This window comes from Pseudomonas sp. SED1, assembly GCF_034044025.1.
Taxonomy (GTDB): domain Bacteria; phylum Pseudomonadota; class Gammaproteobacteria; order Pseudomonadales; family Pseudomonadaceae; genus Aquipseudomonas.
In genome coordinates, this window is record NZ_JAXCIS010000229.1 from 44,723 (window position 1) to 63,980 (window position 19,258).

At 59.6% G+C, this 19,258-nt stretch carries 18 protein-coding genes and 1 pseudogene; 13 read left to right on the forward strand and 6 right to left on the reverse strand.

Annotated features, from left to right (window positions below; all coding sequences use genetic code 11):
* Nucleotide 1: 1 nt before the first annotated feature.
* From SNL23_RS29015 to SNL23_RS29025, 3 genes are all read right to left on the reverse strand, one after another.
* Complete coding sequence (locus SNL23_RS29015; protein ID WP_003213925.1) at nt 2-922, reverse strand: SPFH domain-containing protein; 921 nt, start codon at nt 920-922, stop codon at nt 2-4.
* 59 nt (nt 923-981) lie between these two features.
* Entirely contained in the window at nt 982-2,685 is a 1,704-nt protein-coding gene (locus tag SNL23_RS29020; RefSeq protein ID WP_167664050.1) for a GspE/PulE family protein, read from the reverse strand.
* Nucleotides 2,686-2,769: 84 nt separating this feature from the next.
* Nucleotides 2,770-3,108, reverse strand: coding sequence for a hypothetical protein (locus SNL23_RS29025; protein WP_076013067.1), 339 nt, complete (start codon nt 3,106-3,108; stop codon nt 2,770-2,772).
* A 127-nt stretch (nt 3,109-3,235) separates the two neighbouring features.
* Here SNL23_RS29025 and SNL23_RS29030 point away from each other — a divergent pair, with 127 nt between their 5' ends.
* Nucleotides 3,236-3,706, forward strand: a complete 471-nt coding sequence (locus SNL23_RS29030; protein ID WP_010167872.1) for an Lrp/AsnC family transcriptional regulator — start codon at nt 3,236-3,238, stop codon at nt 3,704-3,706.
* 99 nt (nt 3,707-3,805) lie between these two features.
* On the opposite strand, the gene SNL23_RS29035 is transcribed toward SNL23_RS29030, so the two are convergent.
* A complete protein-coding gene (locus SNL23_RS29035) occupies nt 3,806-5,173 on the reverse strand; it encodes a CYTH domain-containing protein (RefSeq protein WP_167664051.1) in 1,368 nt (455 codons plus the stop codon).
* A 158-nt stretch (nt 5,174-5,331) separates the two neighbouring features.
* Here SNL23_RS29035 and argE point away from each other — a divergent pair, with 158 nt between their 5' ends.
* From argE to SNL23_RS29085, 10 genes are all read left to right on the forward strand, one after another.
* The gene (gene argE / locus SNL23_RS29040) at nt 5,332-6,480 is read left to right on the forward strand and encodes an acetylornithine deacetylase (protein WP_076013065.1); all 1,149 of its coding nucleotides are present in this window, start codon (nt 5,332-5,334) and stop codon (nt 6,478-6,480) included.
* A gap of 134 nt (nt 6,481-6,614) precedes the next feature.
* The gene (gene argA, locus SNL23_RS29045; protein ID WP_003213914.1) at nt 6,615-7,913 is read left to right on the forward strand and encodes an amino-acid N-acetyltransferase; all 1,299 of its coding nucleotides are present in this window, start codon (nt 6,615-6,617) and stop codon (nt 7,911-7,913) included.
* A 595-nt stretch (nt 7,914-8,508) separates the two neighbouring features.
* Nucleotides 8,509-9,852, forward strand: a complete 1,344-nt coding sequence (locus SNL23_RS29050) for an OprD family porin (protein ID WP_076013064.1) — start codon at nt 8,509-8,511, stop codon at nt 9,850-9,852.
* A gap of 273 nt (nt 9,853-10,125) precedes the next feature.
* Entirely contained in the window at nt 10,126-10,764 is a 639-nt protein-coding gene (locus SNL23_RS29055; RefSeq protein WP_010167863.1) for a peroxiredoxin, read from the forward strand.
* A 317-nt stretch (nt 10,765-11,081) separates the two neighbouring features.
* On the forward strand, nt 11,082-11,675 hold the full coding sequence (ssuE, locus tag SNL23_RS29060; RefSeq protein ID WP_076013062.1) for an NADPH-dependent FMN reductase: 594 nt from the start codon (nt 11,082-11,084) through the stop codon (nt 11,673-11,675).
* Between the two features lie 108 nt (nt 11,676-11,783).
* Entirely contained in the window at nt 11,784-12,752 is a 969-nt protein-coding gene (locus SNL23_RS29065) for a sulfonate ABC transporter substrate-binding protein (protein WP_076013061.1), read from the forward strand.
* 25 nt (nt 12,753-12,777) lie between these two features.
* Nucleotides 12,778-13,926 (forward strand): FMNH2-dependent alkanesulfonate monooxygenase, encoded by a 1,149-nt coding sequence (ssuD, locus tag SNL23_RS29070; protein WP_076013060.1) that lies wholly within the window; start codon nt 12,778-12,780, stop codon nt 13,924-13,926.
* 9 nt (nt 13,927-13,935) lie between these two features.
* Nucleotides 13,936-14,724 (forward strand): aliphatic sulfonate ABC transporter permease SsuC, encoded by a 789-nt coding sequence (gene ssuC / locus SNL23_RS29075; RefSeq protein WP_076013059.1) that lies wholly within the window; start codon nt 13,936-13,938, stop codon nt 14,722-14,724.
* Nucleotides 14,721-15,527: an aliphatic sulfonates ABC transporter ATP-binding protein gene (gene ssuB / locus SNL23_RS29080; RefSeq protein WP_076013058.1), complete on the forward strand. Its 807-nt coding sequence runs from the start codon at nt 14,721-14,723 to the stop codon at nt 15,525-15,527. Before ssuC ends, ssuB begins: the two co-directional genes overlap by 4 nt.
* 29 nt (nt 15,528-15,556) lie before the next feature.
* Nucleotides 15,557-15,772 carry a TOBE domain-containing protein gene (locus SNL23_RS29085; protein ID WP_003213899.1) on the forward strand — a complete coding sequence of 72 codons (216 nt, stop codon included), beginning with the start codon at nt 15,557-15,559 and terminating at the stop codon, nt 15,770-15,772.
* Nucleotides 15,773-15,944: 172 nt separating this feature from the next.
* Here SNL23_RS29085 and SNL23_RS29090 read toward each other — a convergent pair whose 3' ends face one another.
* Nucleotides 15,945-16,583, reverse strand: coding sequence for a TetR/AcrR family transcriptional regulator (locus SNL23_RS29090; RefSeq protein WP_076013057.1), 639 nt, complete (start codon nt 16,581-16,583; stop codon nt 15,945-15,947).
* 79 nt (nt 16,584-16,662) lie between these two features.
* On the opposite strand from SNL23_RS29090, the pseudogene SNL23_RS29095 reads away from it, so the two are divergent.
* A pseudogene (locus SNL23_RS29095) lies at nt 16,663-16,740 on the forward strand (outer membrane lipoprotein carrier protein LolA); the annotation flags it as partial.
* 62 nt (nt 16,741-16,802) lie between these two features.
* Here the strand turns inward: SNL23_RS29095 and SNL23_RS29100 are convergent.
* The gene (locus tag SNL23_RS29100) at nt 16,803-18,179 is read right to left on the reverse strand and encodes a glutamine synthetase family protein (RefSeq protein WP_003213894.1); all 1,377 of its coding nucleotides are present in this window, start codon (nt 18,177-18,179) and stop codon (nt 16,803-16,805) included.
* A 278-nt stretch (nt 18,180-18,457) separates the two neighbouring features.
* Between SNL23_RS29100 and SNL23_RS29105 the strand changes: the two genes are divergently transcribed.
* Nucleotides 18,458-19,237, forward strand: coding sequence for a gamma-glutamyl-gamma-aminobutyrate hydrolase family protein (locus tag SNL23_RS29105; protein ID WP_318304445.1), 780 nt, complete (start codon nt 18,458-18,460; stop codon nt 19,235-19,237).
* The last annotated feature ends 21 nt before the right edge of the window (nt 19,238-19,258 follow it).

Here is a 19,258-nt window from a genome sequence, read left to right on the forward strand (position 1 = left end):
CTCAGGCTTTCTTGTTGTCGAAGGTTGCCTTGACGATCTCGCCGATACCACCGACGGCGCCAATCACCTGGCTGGCTTCCAGCGGCATCAGGATCACCTTGCTGTTGTTGGCCGAGGCCAGCTTGCCCAGTGCGTCGATGTATTTCTGGGCGACAAAGTAGTTGATGGCCTGCACGTTACCGGTGGCGATCGCCTCCGATACCACTTGAGTGGCGCGGGCTTCAGCTTCGGCCTGACGCTCACGGGCTTCGGATTCCAGGAACGCCGCCTGACGACCACCTTCGGCCTCAAGAATCTGCGCCTGCTTCTTGCCTTCGGCGGTCAGGATCGCGGAGGCTCGCAGGCCTTCGGCTTCGAGGATCTGTGCACGCTTGATCCGCTCGGCCTTCATCTGGCCGGACATGGCGGCCATCAGGTCGGCAGGCGGGCTGATGTCCTTGATCTCGATCCGGGTGATCTTGATGCCCCACGGTGCGGTGGCTTCGTCGACGGTGCGCAGCAGTTTTTCGTTGATGCCGTCACGCTGGCTGAGCATTGCATCCAGCTCCATGGAGCCGAGCACAGTACGGATGTTGGTTTGCAGCAGGTTGCGGATGGCGTGTTCGAGGTTGTTCACCTCGTAGGCGGCCTGGGCGGTATTGACCACCTGGAAGAAGCACACGGCGTCGATCTGCACCGTGGCGTTGTCGGCGGTGATGACTTCCTGGGGTGGAATATCCAGCACGCTTTCCATCACGTTGATCTTGCGACCGATACGGTCCATGACCGGGATAATGATGTTCAGGCCCGGCTTGAGGGTGTTGGTGTAGCGGCCGAAGCGCTCGACCGTCCACTGGTAACCCTGCGGAACGACCTTGAAGCCCATGAACAGTATGGCGACGGCCAAGCCTACAAAAAGAAGCAGTACGGTTCCGATCTGCATAACGATTCCTTGTCTGGTGTGGGCGGTAAAGCGAGGTTTTTCCGATTGTAACGGTGTTGTCACGGATAAGAACGGTTTACCGGCCCATCAATCAAAGGATTTGTTTCTGAATCCCCAGGCGTCACTCGCAGCACCTCTTCCATCGTCGTCAGCCCTGCCATTACCTTGCGCGTACCAGCAGACCGCAAGCTGCACATGCCTTGGTCAAGGGCCGCGCGGCGCAAGGCCTGGAGGTCGGTGCCCGGGGTGATAAGAGCCTTGAGGCGGTCGTTCATCAGCATGATCTCGTAGATCCCGGCCCGTCCTCGATAACCACTTTCCCGACATTCCCCACAACCCACGGCCTGATAGACCTGCCCGGCAGGCTGCTTGCAGTGCGGGCACAACAGACGCACCAGACGCTGGGCCATCACTCCCAGCAATGTCGCATTGATCAGGTAATGAGGAATGCCCAGTTCCAGCAAGCGACTGATGGCGCCGGGTGCATCGTTGGTGTGCAGCGTCGACAGCACCAGGTGCCCGGTCAGGGCGGCCTGGATCGCCATTTCTGCGGTTTCCAGGTCGCGAATCTCGCCGATCATGATGATGTCCGGATCCTGGCGCATCAGGGCACGGATGCCGCTGGCGAAGGTCAGGTCGATGTTGGGTTGGACCTGCATCTGGTTGAAGGCCGGCTCGACCATCTCGATCGGGTCTTCGACGGTGCACAGGTTGACCTCGCGGGTGGCCAGTTGCTTGAGCGTGGTGTAGAGGGTGCTGGTCTTGCCCGAACCGGTGGGCCCGGTGACCAGGATGATGCCGTTGGCCTGGACGGTCATGGATTGCCAGCGTTGCAGGTCGTCGTCGGAGAGCCCCAGTTGCTGGAAATCCTTGTGCAGCACCTGAGGATCGAAAATTCGCATCACCAGCTTTTCGCCGAAGGCCGTGGGCAAGGTCGACAGGCGCAGTTCCACTTCACCGCCCGCCGGGCTTTTGGTCTTCACCCGGCCGTCCTGGGGTTTGCGTTTTTCCGCCACGTTCATCCGCCCGAGACTTTTCAGGCGGCTGACCACTGCCATCGTCACTTGGGACGGGAATTGATAGACGTCGTGCAGCAGCCCATCAATGCGAAAACGCACGCGGCCCTGGTCGCGACCGGGTTCGATATGGATATCACTGGCCCGTTGGCCGAAGGCGTACTGCAACAGCCAGTCGACGATATTGACGATGTGCGCGTCATTGGCGTCGGGTTCCTGGTCGCTGGCGCCAATGTTGAGGAGTTGCTCGATGTTGGGAGCGCTGGACGTTTTTTGATCAATAGCGCCGTTGACCGATTTCGCCAGCCGATAAAACTCCACGGTGCAGCGTTGAATGTCCTCAGGGTTGGCCACCACGCGCTTGATGGAGCGTTTCAACACTTGGGCCAGGCCAGATTCCCAGCTGGTCACGTAGGGCTGGGCGCTGGCGACTGTAACGCTGCCGCCATCGACCGCCACCGCGAGGATCCTGTGCCGCTGGGCAAAGGCGTACGACATCAGCGGCACCACTGCGGCGACATCGATTTTCAACGGGTCGATACGCAGGTAAGCCTGCCCACAGTGACGGGCGAGCCATTCGGTCAGCATTTCCAGGGACGGCCCATGGCTGGCAATGCATTCCAGGGGATGCAGCTCGCTGTTCGCCGGAACGATCAGGTTGGCAGGCACCAGGCCCTGGTCGATCAGGGCAGGCAACAACTGATGGATTTCCAGCCAGCGATCCTGGGTGTTTGGCGCAACGGACATGATGACGTTCCTGGGCAACGGTTAGGCGTAGACCTCAGGCTAGTCACCCGTTGCGCTTCGGCTTCCGGGGTTTATTGCAGGCTTTTACTGACCGGCTGCCTTTACCGCCAGAGGCCGCGCAGTATCAGCCGGTTGCAGTTCCAGCGAGCACACACTGATCAGGTTACGAAGTTTTTCGCCGATCACTTGGGCCCGATGCCAGCTCAGGCCGTCCATCACGATATCGATCGCCAACAGGTCGTCTTCGCGCTGCACGTTCACCTGGCGAGGAACCAGGAACTGCAGGGCAAAATAGTTGAGCACCCTGCACAACACATCGGGTTCAGCCTCGGCGAGGATTTGATAGTGCGCCTGGCAGTGAGCATTGCTGACGGCCCAGGCATCGACGCGTGGGGCGGGGCTGGCGGATTCGACGACGTGCATGATGATTCTCCGGATTCGACTGGAGAAATTTTTACATGCGGCGCAGGAGATTTCTTATCTAAAAAAGCCCGTATTGGCTTATAAGAGAATCATTCAATTCCGTAAAGTACGATTAATGGGTATTTCTATGCACAGTGAGTTGGACGTGTACGACCGGCGCATCCTGGCGCTGTTGCAGGAAGACGCTTCGCTCTCCAGCGCGCAGATTGCCGAGCAGGTCGGCCTGTCGCAGTCGCCGTGCTGGCGCAGGATTCAGCGGCTGAAAGAGGAGGGTGTGATCCGCGGCCAGGTCACCCTGCTGGACCGCAAAAAAATCGGCCTCAACACGCAGATCTTTGCCGAGGTGAAACTCAACGCCCACGGACGTTCCAACTTCACTGAATTCACCGAGGCGATTCGCGGTTTTCCGGAAGTGTTGGAATGTTATGTGCTGATGGGGGCGGTGGACTTTTTACTGCGTATCGTCACGTCGGACATTGAAGCGTATGAGCGGTTTTTCTTCGAAAAACTCTCGATGGTGCCGGGGATTCAGGAGGTCAACTCGATAGTGGCCTTGTCGGAGATCAAGTCCACCACGAGTTTGCCGGTGTTGCGCTGATAGTTGTCATGGCCTGATTTTAGTGGCGAGGGAGCGTGATCCCAGGATTAGGGGCTGCTACGCAGCCCAGCGGGAGCAAGCTCCCTCGCCACAAGGGGTTTACAGGCGCAGCAGGGTCTTCCAGGCGCGATTCTGATACACCGCGATTGCTTGATGCATCCGCGCATCCAGCGACTCATCGGTAATCGGCTGGTTGGCCAGGTGCGCCAGCTTGTTCAGCTCGCCATACAAACGGTCCAGCTCGGCGATATCCAGCACTTGGCGTGCATGGTGCAGCCAGGCCAGGATGCGTTCGATACGCGGCAGTTGCTCGGCCAGGTCTTCCGGCTGTTGCTGGTAGCGCGGCAGTTGCAGGGCGACGGCGTCGTCGGCCAGCAGGCGCGGCAGCCAATTGGCGAGCTGTGCAGCGCCCTGGCGATTGCCACGCACGTTGCGCTCCGCTGCCCAGGTACGGGCCAGCAGCCAGCGGGAAGTGGTCAGCGAGAAGAGGCCCCAGCGCACGTCTTCCAGTTCTTCAGCGAACTGTTCTGGCGCGGCCTTGCGGATGTCTTCATCGTCGTCACCCGCCTGGACCAGCGGGCGCCAGTCTTCCAGCAAGGCGTCCAGTGCGGCGCGCAGTTCGCTGGTGGATTGGCGTGGCGCGGCCTGGCCGAGGCTGCCGAGCAGGGCACGCAGTTCGCCGAGGTTTTCTACCCAGTCTTGCAGCAGACGCCAGTGGCCATTGAAACGGTATTGCTCGGCCAGGCGCTGGCTGCTGCCCAACAGGTGCCACATGACGGCGGCAAACGCGTCGTCCAGCGGCATTTCAGCGTGCAGCACCGGCGTTGGCAAGCTCAGGGAATAGCTGTTGGCGTCGAACAGGCGATAGCCACGCTCAGCCTTGCTGATATCGCACGGCATCAGGGCCAGGGTTGCGGCCAGTTCAGCGGCCAGCTCCAGCAGGGCGGCCGGGTCGCCTTCGCGCAGTTCCAGTTCCAGTTCGCAGATTTCTTCTTTCTGCTTGCCGGCGACCACGTGGCCGAGGTCCAGGGCGGCTTCGATCACCACCTTGGCCTTGCCGCGGCCCCAGGCAATTTCGGCGCGTTCGCGGACGAAATCGGTGGTGAAGATCGGCTTGAGGGTCTTTTTGTCCAGCTCGGCCAGTTGCTCTGGCCAGCATTCGCCGTCGAGCTTCTTCACGTCGAGCTTGGCTTTGGCCAGGTCCCAGTTGTACTCATTGCGTTCCGACAAGCCGGCAACGCTCTGGCCACGGGTCTTGAGGGTCTGGATCACTTCGTCGCCGTCTTTGCGCAGGCGCAGGGCCACTTTGGCCTGGGCCAGGTCGCGTTCCGGGGTGTCGAAGTACTGGTTCATCAACTCACGGCGTTCCCAGCCACTTTTGTTGCGTTTTTTCAGTAACGGGTGCTCACGCAGCGCGGCGAGGGTTTCGCGGCTGACGCGGAGCTTGATTTCGGTTTCTTTCTGCATGGCCGGAAAATCCAGGATCGGGAGCGCAGCCGGGGAAATGAGTGGCTGCCAAGGCCGTGCAGTGTACAGGACTGAGCCCGGCAACGCGCCGCAACGGTTTATTGTGTCGTGCAGATGGCTCTATGATGGGGTTCATCCGGGAAGTTGAGAGACCGCGCATGCCTTTACCGTCCATGAAAGAACAATTCGCCGCGCTGATTGCCGCGCCTTCGGTCAGTTGTACCCAGGCTTCTCTCGACCAATCCAACCGCCCGGTGATCGATTTGCTCGCCACCTGGCTGGGGGACTTGGGCTTTGCCTGCGATATCCAGCAGGTCAGCCCCGGCAAATTCAATCTGCTGGCCAGTTTCGGCACGGGCCCCGGCGGCCTGGTGTTGGCGGGGCACAGCGACACCGTGCCGTACGACGGCGCGCTATGGCAGACCGATCCGCTGAAGCTGACGGAAGTCGACGGCCGCTGGGTAGGACTGGGCAGCTGTGACATGAAAGGTTTTTTCGCCCTGGTGATCGAAGCCGTCCAGCCGTTGCTGGACCAACCCTTCAAGCAACCGCTGCTGATCCTTGCCACCTGCGATGAAGAAAGCTCCATGGCCGGCGCCCGTGCGCTGGCCGAGGCGGGCCGTCCTTTAGGTCGCGCGGCGGTGATCGGCGAGCCGACTGGCCTCAAACCCATCCGCCTGCACAAAGGCGTGATGATGGAGCGCATCGATATTCTTGGGCGCAGCGGCCATTCGTCGGATCCAAGCCTGGGCCACAGCGCGCTCGAAGCCATGCACGACGCCATCGGCGAGCTGCGTGGCCTGCGCCTGGCCTGGCAGCGCGAATACCGCAACCCGCAGTTCAGTGTGCCGCAACCGACCATGAACTTCGGCTGCATTCACGGCGGCGATAACCCCAACCGCATTTGCGGCCAATGCTCCCTGGAATTCGACCTGCGGCCCTTGCCCGGCATGGATCCCCAAGTGCTGCGCGCGGCCATCCGGCAGAAGCTTGAACCCCTGGCCGAGCGGCATAAGGTGAAGATCGACTACGCGCCGTTGTTCCCCGAAGTACCGCCGTTCGAGCAGGCCGAGGATGCCGAGTTGGTGCGGGTGGCTGAACGACTTACCGGTCATCGCGCCGAAGCAGTAGCGTTCGGCACCGAAGCGCCTTATCTTCAGCGCCTTGGTTGCGAGACCCTGGTGCTCGGCCCTGGCGATATCGCCTGCGCCCACCAGCCCGGCGAGTACCTTGAAATGTCACGCTTGACGCCTACAGTGCGTCTATTGCGGGAACTGATTCAACATTACTGCCTGACACCTGCATAAATTAACCCCTGCCCATCCGTACATAGAAGGAGAGCGAGCGTGTCGCCAAGCCTGTTCCGACGATAACCAACAGCCCGCTGTGCGTTTTCATGATTCATCCCTTTTTGGCTGCTTTTTATTACAGGCCCAGGTTTATGCCCGAATACGTCAATTGGCTTCGTCACGCTTCGCCTTACATCAATGCCCACCGCGACTGCACCTTTGTGGTCATGCTGCCGGGCGATGGTGTGGAACATCCGAACTTCGGCAATATCGTCCACGACCTGGTGCTGCTCCACAGCCTGGGCGTGCGTCTGGTGCTGGTCCACGGTTCGCGTCCGCAAATCGAAACCCGCCTCGCCGCCCGCGGCCTGACCCCGGCTTACCACGAAGGCTTGCGCATCACCGATGCCGCGACGCTTGAGTGTGTGATCGACGCCGTCGGCCATCTGCGTATCGCCATCGAAGCGCGGCTGTCCATGGACATGGCCTCCTCGCCGATGCAAGGCTCGCGCCTGCGGGTGGCCAGCGGCAACCTGGTGACCGCGCGCCCGATCGGTGTGCTTGAAGGCGTCGACTATCACCACACCGGCGAAGTGCGCCGCGTCGACCGCAAGGGTATCAACCGCCTGCTGGACGAGCGTTCCATCGTGCTGCTGTCGCCGTTGGGTTACTCGCCCACCGGTGAAATCTTCAACCTCGCCTGCGAAGACGTCGCCACCCGCGCCGCCATCGACCTTGGCGCAGACAAGCTGCTGCTGTTCGGCGCCGACCTTGGCCTGATTGACGAACACGGCCGGCTGGTGCGTGAGCTGCGGCCGCAACAGGTGCCCGCGCACTTGCAACGCCTGGGCAACAACTACCAGGCCGAACTGTTGGACGCGGCAGCCGAGGCGTGCCGTGGCGGCGTAGGCCGCAGCCATATTGTCAGTTATGCCGAAGATGGCGCCTTGCTGACCGAGCTGTTCACCCGGGACGGCGGCGGTACGCTGGTGGCCCAGGAACAGTTCGAGCTGGTGCGCGAAGCGGCGATTGAAGATGTTGGCGGTCTGCTGGACCTGATCAGCCCGCTCGAAGAGCAGGGGATTCTGGTGCGCCGTTCCCGGGAAGTGCTGGAGCGGGAAATCGAGCAGTTCAGCGTGGTGGAACGTGAAGGCATGATCATCGCCTGTGCGGCGCTGTATCAGATCGCCGACTCAGACGCAGGCGAGCTGGCGTGCCTGGCCGTGAACCCGGAGTACCGCCATGGCGGTCGCGGTGATGAACTGCTGGAGCGTATCGAGACCCGTGCCCGTGCCCAGGGTTTGAAGACGTTGTTCGTGCTGACCACCCGTACGGCCCACTGGTTTCGCGAGCGTGGTTTTGTACCGAGTACGGTCGACCGCCTGCCGTCGGCGCGGGCGTCGTTGTACAACTATCAGCGTAATTCGAAGATTTTCGAAAAGGCGTTGTAAGCCTGAAGCGGCGAGGGGGCAATCCTCTCGCCTGTCACTTTGGCGAGTCTTGCATCCGGGCCGGGTGCAATGATGCCACTCGCCGGGTTTGCAGAATTATCCACACAACTGACATCAAAGTGACATTATCGCCAGGTACGGTGAGGTGCATTAGCGGGACGGCAGAAAAGTTTCATCGATACAAAAACTGTAACAAATTGACGGAATGATGTGCGTTTGGCCATGATGGCGTCGCGTTTTTGATCGTGAGTGACGTATGACCCCATTTGGTCAACACAAAACGATCTAAAAAAACGTAGAGACATACTCTTCAGGAACAACCTTATGGAGCGGTACTGCCTCAACGGCTTGACTGCCCCATGGAAAGCCTTATTCCTGAATCGTATTAAAAAGAATGAAACAATTCTTTTTGGGTGTATGAAAAACTCATTACCCTGCAGGGACCAAATCAACTGCGGTTAGACGAAAGTAGTAGACACACAAGGTTACGATTGACTTGTCAGTCACTATCCGGCGCTAATCGCGCATCTGTGGATCAAGGGCGTCAGACCCGAGACCTAAGAAATACAAAAATTAGAAATGAGAGGAGCGGTACATGAAGAAGTCAACATTGGCGTTGGCCGTAGCTTTGGGGGCAATCGCTCAACAAGCAGGCGCCGCAGGTTTTATCGACGACAGCAAGGTCACTCTTGGCCTGCGCAACTTTTATATCAATACCGACAACCGTGATGGCGTTCCTTCGAGAACGTCCAACACCCGCAGCAAAAACGCTGAATGGGGCCAAGGCTTCGACCTGCGCTTCATCTCCGGCTTTACCCAGGGCACTGTAGGCTTCGGTCTTGATGCCATCGGCCTGTACGGCGTACGTCTGGACTCAAGCCGTGAAAATCACGGTAACTACACCGGTACTGCTTCCGGCGGCACCGTGTTCCCAAGTGATGGCAACAAGGCGGTCAACGATTTCGCCAGCTTGGGCGTGACCGGTAAGGTCAAGATCTCCCAGACCGTGCTGAAGATCGGTACCCTGCAGCCGAACAACCCGGTCATCAAGACCAACGACGGTCGTCTGCTGCCACAAACCTTCCAGGGCGGCGAGATCTCTTCGAACGAGATCAAGGACCTGACCCTGACTGCCGGTCAGATCGAGCACTCCAAAGGTCGTAACTCCAGCAACAACGAAGGTTTGTCGCTGGCAGGCGCCAACGGCAGCTCGAACTATGACGCAGGTAACTTCGTCAACAAGTTCTACTACGCCGGTGCTGACTACAAAATCACCAAAGACCTGACCGCTTCGTACTACTACGGCGAGTTGAAGGACTTTTATGCTCAGAACTTCCTGGGCTTGGTCCACAACTGGGCGATCGGTCCAGGCACTCTGAAAAGTGACCTGCGTTACTACCGCAGCCGCGACAACGGTGCCAACGGTGACACTGCCGGTTACTACACCACCGGTTTCTACGGCAACACGACTACCAAAGGTAAAGTCGACAACGACCTGTACAGCTACCTGGCGTTGTACTCGGTTGCTGGTCACACCTTTGGTGCTGGTTACCAGTACACCAAGGGCGACAGCGACTTCCCTTGGTTGAACCAAGGTGACGGCTCGTCGAACAGCACCACTACCGACATGCAAATCCAGAAGTTCGCCCGTGCTGGCGAGCGTACCTGGCAAGCCCGCTACGCGTATGACTTCGCCAAGGTTGGCGTACCTGGCCTGACAGCCGGTGTGATCTACCTGCGTGGCAGCAACATCGACACTGCCGTCGGTGAAAAGACCGAGTGGGAGCGTGACTTGACGCTGGCCTACGTTATTCCAGAAGGTCCGCTGAAAAACCTGGGCGTCGCCTGGAAGAACGCCATGTGGCGTACCGACCTGGCCAGCACTCGCGACCAGGACGAAAACCGCCTGATCGTCAGCTATAGCTACGCGTTCAAGTAAGAGCGTAAAACCTTGCCCGGCGCAATGCCGGGCAAGGTGCTTTACTTTTCAAGTCGGGCTCAACCCCCGCAAGCCCGTCCTGAACCCCTCTTTGTACAGCGTCTCAAGGCCTTCTCGAACCTTGAAATGGATGTTGATCCTCGCCTGTCGCCAAGTCCAATGAACAGATTTTTAATATTCTTTTATCGTCTAGATAAATCGATATTTATTCTTTTTAAATAATCCACAACGCAGGCACAGTGGGCTCCATAAGCACTCATCAGGAGCCACACCATGAGCCTCAGACTGGGCGACATCGCCCCCGACTTTGAACAGGATTCCAGCGCCGGCAAGATTCGTTTCCACGAGTGGCTGGGCGATAGCTGGGGCGTGCTGTTTTCCCATCCGGCGGACTTCACCCCGGTGTGCACCACAGAGCTGGGTTTTACCGCCAAGCTCAAGGATGAATTCGCCAAGCGCGGCGTCAAGGCCATTGCCCTGTCGGTGGACCCGGTGGATTCCCACCACAAGTGGATCGAAGACATCAACGAAACCCAGAACACCATCGTCAACTTCCCGATCCTGGCCGACGCAGACCGCAAGGTCTCCGACCTGTATGACCTGATCCACCCGAATGCCAGTGACACCCTCACCGTGCGTTCGCTGTTCGTGATCGATCCGAACAAAAAGATTCGCCTGACCATCACCTACCCAGCCAGTACCGGGCGCAACTTCCACGAAATCCTGCGGGTGATTGACTCGCTGCAACTGACCGACAGCCACAAAGTCGCCACCCCGGCCAACTGGCAGGACGGTGACGAGGTGGTGATCGTGCCGTCGCTCAAGGACGAAGAAGAGATCAAGAAGCGCTTTCCGAAGGGTTACCGGGCGGTGAAGCCGTACCTGCGGCTCACCCCTCAACCGAATCGCTGACACAGAACCAAATGTGGGAGCGGGCTTGCTCGCGAATGGGCACTGTCAGTTGACGCCTCTTTGAATGACACACCGCTTTCGCGAGCAAGCCCGCTCCCACACTTGATCGCAATTCAAGTCTCACAAAGCAGGGGTTTTAAGGCCGTTTCGACGGCCTTTTTTTACGCCTGGAATTTAGTCAGCGGTATATGCATTTAAAGAATAAACAAATGAAAAAATAAGATTTATAGATATATAAATTGGCTGATATGGTCTGTCCCATCTTGGCGCCATCGCCACAAAGCGAACCGCCGACACTTTCCAAAGGAATTGCCTACATGCTGGTCGTAACACTTGGTGGTAGCCCCAGCCAACGTTCCCGGTCCGGGATCTTGCTGGATCACTCCCGAAACTGGTTGCAGCAACAAGGCGTGGAAGTGGTGAGTTATCAGATACGGGACTTCCCGGCCGAAGACTTGCTGCACGCGCGGTTCGACAGCCCGAAAATCATCGACCTGCTGCAGCAAGTGGCAAATGCCGATGGCCTGGTGATTGCCACGCCGGTGTACAAGGCTTCGTTTTCCGGTGCGCTGAAAACCATCCTTGACCTGCTGCCCGAACGCGCCCTGGCCCACAAAGTGGTATTGCCGATGGCCACCGGCGGCAGCATCGCCCACATGCTCGCGGTGGACTACGCGCTGAAGCCAGTGCTGTCGGCCCTGAAAGCCCAGGAATTGCTTCACGGGATTTTCGCCGAAGACAGCCAGATCGCTTACGGCGAAGGCAGTGCCCAGGCGCAGTTGGTGCCGGTGCTGGAACAACGTTTGAGCGAGGCCCTGGAGCAGTTCTACAGCGCCATGGCCCGCCGCCCGAAACCCCTTGATCCCAATGTGTTGAATGAACGTCTGTTGAGTGCTCGCTGGAGCATTTAAGCCTTACCGAGCTTTACCTGAATTCGACAAGTACTACTCACCTTACTCAGCCGTCAACGGCCAAGCAGGTGCAGCCAACCCCCTCATCGTATAGTTGGAGAGAGCGCCATGCGCACTGTCATCTTGCGTCGTGGACTGGTCGCACTGTTTGCTGCGGCTGTGTCGTTCGGCGCCATTGTTCAAGCCCAAGCCGCCGAAACCCTGCGGATCGGTTATCAGAAATACGGCACCCTGGTGCTGCTCAAGGCCAAGGGCTCGCTGGAAAAGCGCCTGGCCGAGCAGGGCGTGCAAGTGCAATGGACGGAGTTCCCCGGCGGCCCGCAACTGCTGGAAGGACTGAACGTCGGCTCCATCGACTTCGGAGTGACGGGTGAAACCCCGCCAGTGTTCGCCCAGGCTGCCGGTGCCGATCTGCTCTACGTCGCCTACGAACCACCAGCGCCGACCAGCGAAGCGATCCTGGTACCGAAAGACTCGCCGATCAAATCGGTGCAAGACCTCAAAGGCAAGAAAGTCGTCCTCAATAAGGGCTCCAACGTGCACTACCTGCTGGTGCGTGCCCTGGAAGATGCCGGCCTGAAATACACCGACGTGCAGACCGTATTCCTGCCGCCCGCCGATGCCCGCGCCGCGTTCGAGCGTGGCAGCGTCGATGCCTGGGTGATCTGGGACCCGTACCAGGCAGCCGCCGAAAAACAACTGCAAGCGCGCACCCTGCGTGACGGCACCGGCATCGCTGACAACCATCAGTTCTACCTGGCCACCAAGCCTTACGCCGAAAAACACCCTGATGTGATCAAGGCATTGGTGGAGGAAGTGCGCGCCGTGGGCGAATGGTCCAAGGCCAATCCGGAACAAGTCACCGAACAAGTTGCACCGCTGCTGGGCTTGCCGGCCGACATCACCCTGACTTCGGTGAAGCGCCAGGGCTACGGCGCGCTGTTCCTGACCCCGGAAGTGGTCGCCGCGCAGCAGAAGATCGCCGACAGCTTCTACCAACTCAAATTGATCCCCAAACCCTTGAACATCAAGGACGTGATCTGGACGCCACCCGCCGCCGTTGCCAAAGCGCCGTAATCCGACTTCTTCAGGAGACAACTCCATGAGCCTCAATATTTTCTGGTTCCTGCCTACCCACGGCGACGGCCATTACCTTGGCACCGCCGAAGGCGCTCGCGCCGTTGATCACGGTTACCTGCAGCAAGTGGCCCAGGCGGCAGACCGCCTTGGCTTCGGCGGAGTGCTGATCCCTACCGGCCGTTCCTGCGAGGATTCGTGGTTGGTGGCGGCGTCGCTGATCCCGGTGACCCAACGTTTGAAATTCCTTGTCGCGCTGCGCCCCGGGATCATTTCCCCGACGGTGGCTGCGCGTCAGGCGGCAACTCTGGATCGTCTGTCCGGCGGCCGTGCGTTGTTCAACCTGGTGACCGGCGGTGACCCGGAAGAATTGGCCGGCGACGGGTTGTTCCTGAGCCATGAAGAGCGGTATCAGGCGTCGGTGGAATTCACCCGCATCTGGCGCCGCGTGCTTGAGGGCGAAACCGTCGATTACGATGGCCAGCACATCAGCGTCAAAGGCGCGAAGTTGCTCTATCCGCCGATCCAGCAACCGCGTCCGCCGCTGTATTTCGGGGGTTCCTCCGAAGCGGCGCAGGACCTGGCAGCTGAACAAGTGGAAATGGTCCTGACCTGGGGCGAGCCGCCGGCCGCGGTGGCGGAAAAGATTGCACAGGTTCGCGCCAAGGCCGCCAAGCTCGGGCGTACCCTGCGCTTCGGCATTCGCCTGCATGTGATCGTACGTGAAACCAACGCCGAAGCCTGGCAGGCCGCCGACAAACTGATCTCCCACGTGGACGATGAAACCATCGCCCGCGCCCAGGCCTCATTGTCGCGCTTCGATTCCGTAGGCCAGCAGCGTATGGCTGCCTTGCACGGCGGTAGCCGCGACAACCTGGAAGTCAGCCCGAACCTGTGGGCTGGTGTAGGTCTGGTGCGCGGCGGTGCCGGCACTGCCTTGGTAGGTGATGGCCCGACCGTAGCTGCACGGGTGAAGGAATACGCTGACCTGGGCATCGACACCTTTATCTTCTCCGGTTATCCACACCTCGAAGAGTCGTATCGCGTGGCTGAGCTGCTGTTCCCGCACCTGGACATCGAGCGTCCCGAGCTGCCGAAGGGCGCCGGCTACGTCAGCCCGTTCGGCGAAATGGTCGCCAACGACATTCTCCCCAAAGCTGCGTCCCAGAGCTGAGGCGCCGCCATGAATCTTGAAAAGTTAAGTCATCGATTGGCGCCCTGGGCGCTGCCGATTCTGTTGCTGGCGGTATGGCAGTTGTCCGTTTCGGCAGGTTGGTTGTCGACGCGGATTCTGCCGGCACCCAGCGCGGTGATCGAAGCGGGCGTCAGCCTGGTGCGCAGCGGCGAAATCTGGACGCACCTGGCCATCAGCGGCTGGCGCGCGGGCCTGGGTTTTGTGATCGGCGGCAGCATCGGCCTGGCCCTGGGCTTTATCACCGGCCTGTCGACCTGGGGTGAGCGCCTGCTGGACAGCTCGGTGCAGATGATCCGCAACGTGCCGCATCTGGCGCTGATCCCACTGGTGATCCTGTGGTTCGGGATTGACGAGACCGCGAAGATATTCCTGGTCGCCCTCGGCACGCTGTTCCCGATCTACCTCAACACTTACCACGGCATCCGCAACGTCGACCCGGCGCTGGTGGAAATGGCCCGCAGTTATGGCCTGTCCGGCTTCAGTCTGTTTCGCCAGGTGATTTTGCCGGGCGCCTTGCCTTCGATTCTGGTGGGCGTGCGCTTCGCGTTGGGCTTTATGTGGCTGACGTTGATCGTCGCGGAAACCATCTCCGCCAGTTCCGGCATCGGCTACCTGGCGATGAACGCCCGGGAATTCCTGCAAACCGACGTAGTGGTACTGGCGATCGTGCTGTACGCGGTACTCGGCAAGCTGGCAGACCTGGCGGCGCGTGGCCTGGAACGTGTCTGGCTGCGCTGGCACCCGGCTTATCAAGTGAATAAAGGAGGTGCGGCATGACTGCTCAACAACCTCCACGCCTGCTGCGGGGCATTCCCCTGGCAGTGCGCAAGTTGCGCAAGGCTTTCGGCGCGCGGGAAGTGCTGAAGGCAATCGACCTGCACATTCCAGCCGGTCAATTTGTTGCGGTCGTGGGCCGCAGTGGCTGCGGCAAAAGTACCTTGCTGCGCTTGCTGGCCGGCCTGGACAAAGCCAGCGGCGGCGAATTGCTCGCCGGCTCCGCACCGCTGAGCGAGGCGATTGAAGACACGCGCTTGATGTTCCAGGAAGCGCGCCTGCTGCCGTGGAAAAAGATCATCGACAACGTGGGCCTGGGCCTCAAGGGCAACTGGCGTCCGCAGGCGTTGGAAGCGCTGGAAGCGGTCGGCCTGGCCGAGCGTGCCAATGAGTGGCCGGCGGCGTTGTCCGGTGGCCAGAAGCAACGCGTGGCCCTGGCCCGCGCCTTGATCCACCAGCCACGCCTGTTGCTGCTGGACGAACCGCTGGGGGCCCTGGATGCCCTGACCCGGATCGAGATGCAGCAACTGATCGAGAACCTCTGGCAGAAACACGGCTTCACCGTATTGCTGGTGACCCACGACGTCAGCGAAGCCGTGGCCATTGCCGACCGGGTGATCCTGATCGAAGACGGCGAAATCGGCCTCGACCTGCACGTGGAACTCCCACGCCCGCGGGTGCGTGGCTCCCACCGCCTGGCGGCGCTGGAAACCGAAGTGCTTAACCGTGTGTTGTCGCTGCCCGGCACCCCGCCGGAACCCGAACCTGTTTCACCGCTGCCTACGCAGTTGCGTTGGGCTCAATAATTCACTTGTCTTACACAGGAAGAACGACCATGACTATTAAAGCCATCAACGTGCGTAACCAGTTCAAAGGCACCATCAAGGAAATCGTCGAAGGCGACGTGCTGTCGGAAATCGACGTGCAGACCGCATCCGGCATCGTCACTTCGGTGATCACCACGCGCTCGGTGAAAGAGCTCGAGCTGGTGATTGGCAGCGAAGTGATTGCCTTCGTCAAATCCACCGAGGTATCGATCGCCAAGCTGTGATCGATGGTTCGCCCAAAACCCCGAAGGTGAAAGCTTGTCGGGGTTTTTGTCGTTCTTGAGATAGCTTTCGCGAGCAAGCCCGCTCCCACATTCGACCGCATTCCAAAGTTAAAACTCGGTCAAATGTGGGAGCGGGCTTGCTCGCGAAGAGGCCCGGACAGGCAACAAAAAATCAGAGCGCAGCCACCCGCTTGGGCAAGAACGCCGGCAGATAAAGCCCCACATACGCGTCAAACACCCGCATGCCTTCCTCGGCCATGCGCGGGGTGATTTGCCCGTGCTGATGCACCGAGCGCGCGTAGACGCGGTCGCTCAGTTCCAGGGCCAGGGCAAACACGTCGACATCGGCGGGCAGGCTCGGCACCTCGAAGTGCCGGTTGAACACTTCATGCATCAGGTTTCCCAGCTCCAAATCGTGCTGGCGGTCGGCCTGTGTCACTTCGGTCAGCCCGTGCTGGGCCAGGATCAATTGCCGGGCGGCGGCGTCGTTGCTGTAGATGATGAGCATGCGCTGCTCCACCACGCAGGACAGATCGCGCCAATGCTTGAGTGAGTCGTGATCGATTGGCGCCTGAATGGCCGCGCGGAAGGCTGCATGGACGTCAGCGGTCAGCGCCTCCAGCAAGGCAGGCACGCTGGCGAAGAAGTGGTACACCGATGACGGTGGAATCTGCGCCCGCTCGGCCACGCTGTAGATCGACAGGCTGGCCACGCCTTCGGCGGCCAGCAAGGTGCGGGCGGCGTCGAGGATCGCGTCGATCCGGGCCTGGCTGCGGGCGCGGGGTTTGCGAGGGGTGGCAGGGCGATTCATTGAAGTCTCCTACAGGGCAGCGGGCATTGTACGAGAGACAGCCTGTGATCCATACCATGTAGGAGCGAGCTTGCTCGCGATGGTCGTAAACGATGACGCGGGCATCCTGAATCAACGCGGCGACCTCAGGTTTTTCGCGAGCAAGCTCGCTCCTACAAACAGGCATAAAAAAACGCCGCAAGCCAAAAGCCTGCGGCGTTCCTTCAATCAAGCAACCGCTTACACGGTATGCAGGTACCAGTTGTACTCAAGGTCGGAGATGGAGTGTTCGAACTCTTCCAGCTCACTTTCCTTACAGGCGACAAAGATATCGATGTATTTAGGATCGATGTACTTGGCCATCACCTCGCTGTCGTCCAACTCGCGCAGGGCATCACGCAGGTTGTTCGGCAGACTCTGTTCGTTCTGCTCGTAGCTGTTGCCTTCCACGGGTGCGCCAGGCTCGATCTTGTTGGTCAGGCCGTGATGCACGCCCGCCAGGACCGAAGCCATCAGCAGGTAAGGGTTGGCGTCGGCGCCGGCCACACGGTGTTCGATACGTACGGCGTCGGACGATCCGGTCGGTACGCGAATCGCTACGGTGCGGTTATCCAGGCCCCAGCACGGCGAGTTCGGCACGTAGAACTGTGCGCCGAAACGACGGTAGGAGTTGACGTTAGGGCACAGGAACGCCATTTGGGCGGGTAGGGTCTCCAGCACACCGCCGATCGCGTGACGCAATGCGGCGTTCTGCTCGGGATCCTCGCTGGCAAAGATGTTCTTGCCGTCCTTGTCCAGGATCGAAATGTGCACGTGTAGGCCGTTGCCTGCCTGGCCCGGGTAAGGCTTGGCCATGAAGGTGGTGTCCATCTCATGGTCGTAGGCGATGTTCTTGATCAAGCGCTTGAGCAGTACCGCGTAGTCGCAGGCCTTTATAGGGTCGGCAACGTGGTGCAGGTTCACTTCGAACTGCGCCGGGGCACTTTCCTTGACGATGGCGTCGGCAGGGATGCCTTGCTCTTTTGCACCTTCCAGAATGTCCTGGAGGCAGTCGACGTATTCGTCGAGGTCGTCGATCAGGTAGACCTGTGTCGAGTGCGGGCGTTTGCCGGAGATCGGCGAGCGGGGCGGTTGTGGCCGGCCATTCACGTTCTCCTGGTCAATCAGGTAGAACTCCAGCTCGAATGCGGCGCAGATGGTCAGACCGAGGTCGTCAAATTTGCTTACAACTTGGCGGAGTACTTCGCGAGGATCGGCGAAGAAAGGTTCACCTTCGAGTTCGTGCATGGTCATCAGCAATTGCGCGGTTGGGCGCTTTTGCCAGGGCTCATTGCACAGGGTGTCGGGGATTGGATAACAGATTCGGTCAGCATCACCGATGTCCAGACCCAGGCCGGTGCTTTCCACCGTTGAGCCATTGATATCCAGGGCAAATAGAGAGGCAGGCAGGTTAATGCCCTTCTCGTAAACCTTGTGGAGGCTGGTGCGTTCGATGCGCTTGCCGCGCACCACACCATTCATATCCGCAATTAGAAGGTCTACGTACAGAACCTCAGGATGATCCTTAAGGAACGCGTTCGCTTCGTTAAGCTGAACGGCACGCGGGGGTACCGACATGATGCAACACCTTTGTTGTTAAAAATATCAATCATTGATCTCTTCGGGTTTCAGTCAACCCGAACGGCATGCCGAAGTCAAGCGAGGCCTTTTTTGCCCTAAAAAAGCGCCTTGAGGGCTTTTTTGGGGCTTTTTGGGGCGGTTTTTTGGGATTGGTGCTCTTGGAACCAGCACGTTTGAGCGGGCCGTGTTGTATTTTTTACGGGGGTGTTGTGTAAAAAAATGAACAAGGCTAAGCTCGATTCAAACCCATAACAGCAATAATACCGGGGTGCTTCATGTCTCGCCTGCCGTTAATCGGCGTCACCGCCTGCTCCAAACAGGTCGGTCTGCATGCTTATCACATCAGTGGCGACAAATACGTCCGTGCAGTGGCCACCGCTGCCAAGGGCTTGCCGTTGATTATTCCGTCCCTGGCGGACGTGCTCGACCCGGCCAATATTCTTGACGGCCTGGACGGCATTCTTTTCACCGGCTCACCTTCCAATATCGAACCCTATCACTACTACGGTCCGGCCAGCGCGCCCGGGACTGCTCATGATTCTGCACGGGACCAAACCACGCTACCGCTGCTGCGTGCCGCGATTGCGGCAGGCGTTCCGGTGCTGGGGATTTGCCGTGGCTTCCAGGAAATGAACGTGGCGTTTGGCGGCAGCCTGCACCAGAAGGTTCACGAAGTGCCGGGCATGATGGATCACCGCGAAGACGACACCCAGCCGCTGGATATCCAGTATGGCCCGGCGCACGCAGTGGCCATCTCCCCGAATGGGGTATTGGCAAGCCTGGGCTTGCCGCCGACGATCCAGGTCAACTCGATTCATTCACAGGGCATCGATCGCCTTGCGCCGGGTTTTCAGGTCGAGGCCACCGCGCCGGACGGCCTGATCGAAGGCTTTTCGGTTCCCGCGGGCAAGGCTTTTGCTTTAGGAGTGCAATGGCACCCCGAATGGCAGGTAAGCTCTAACCCGCACTACCTCGCAATCTTCCAGGCATTTGGCAATGCTTGTCGAAAGCGGGTGATGCAACGCGACGCGGATGCTGCGTCAACTTACGCCTGACCTTTAATGGATGTCAGGAAA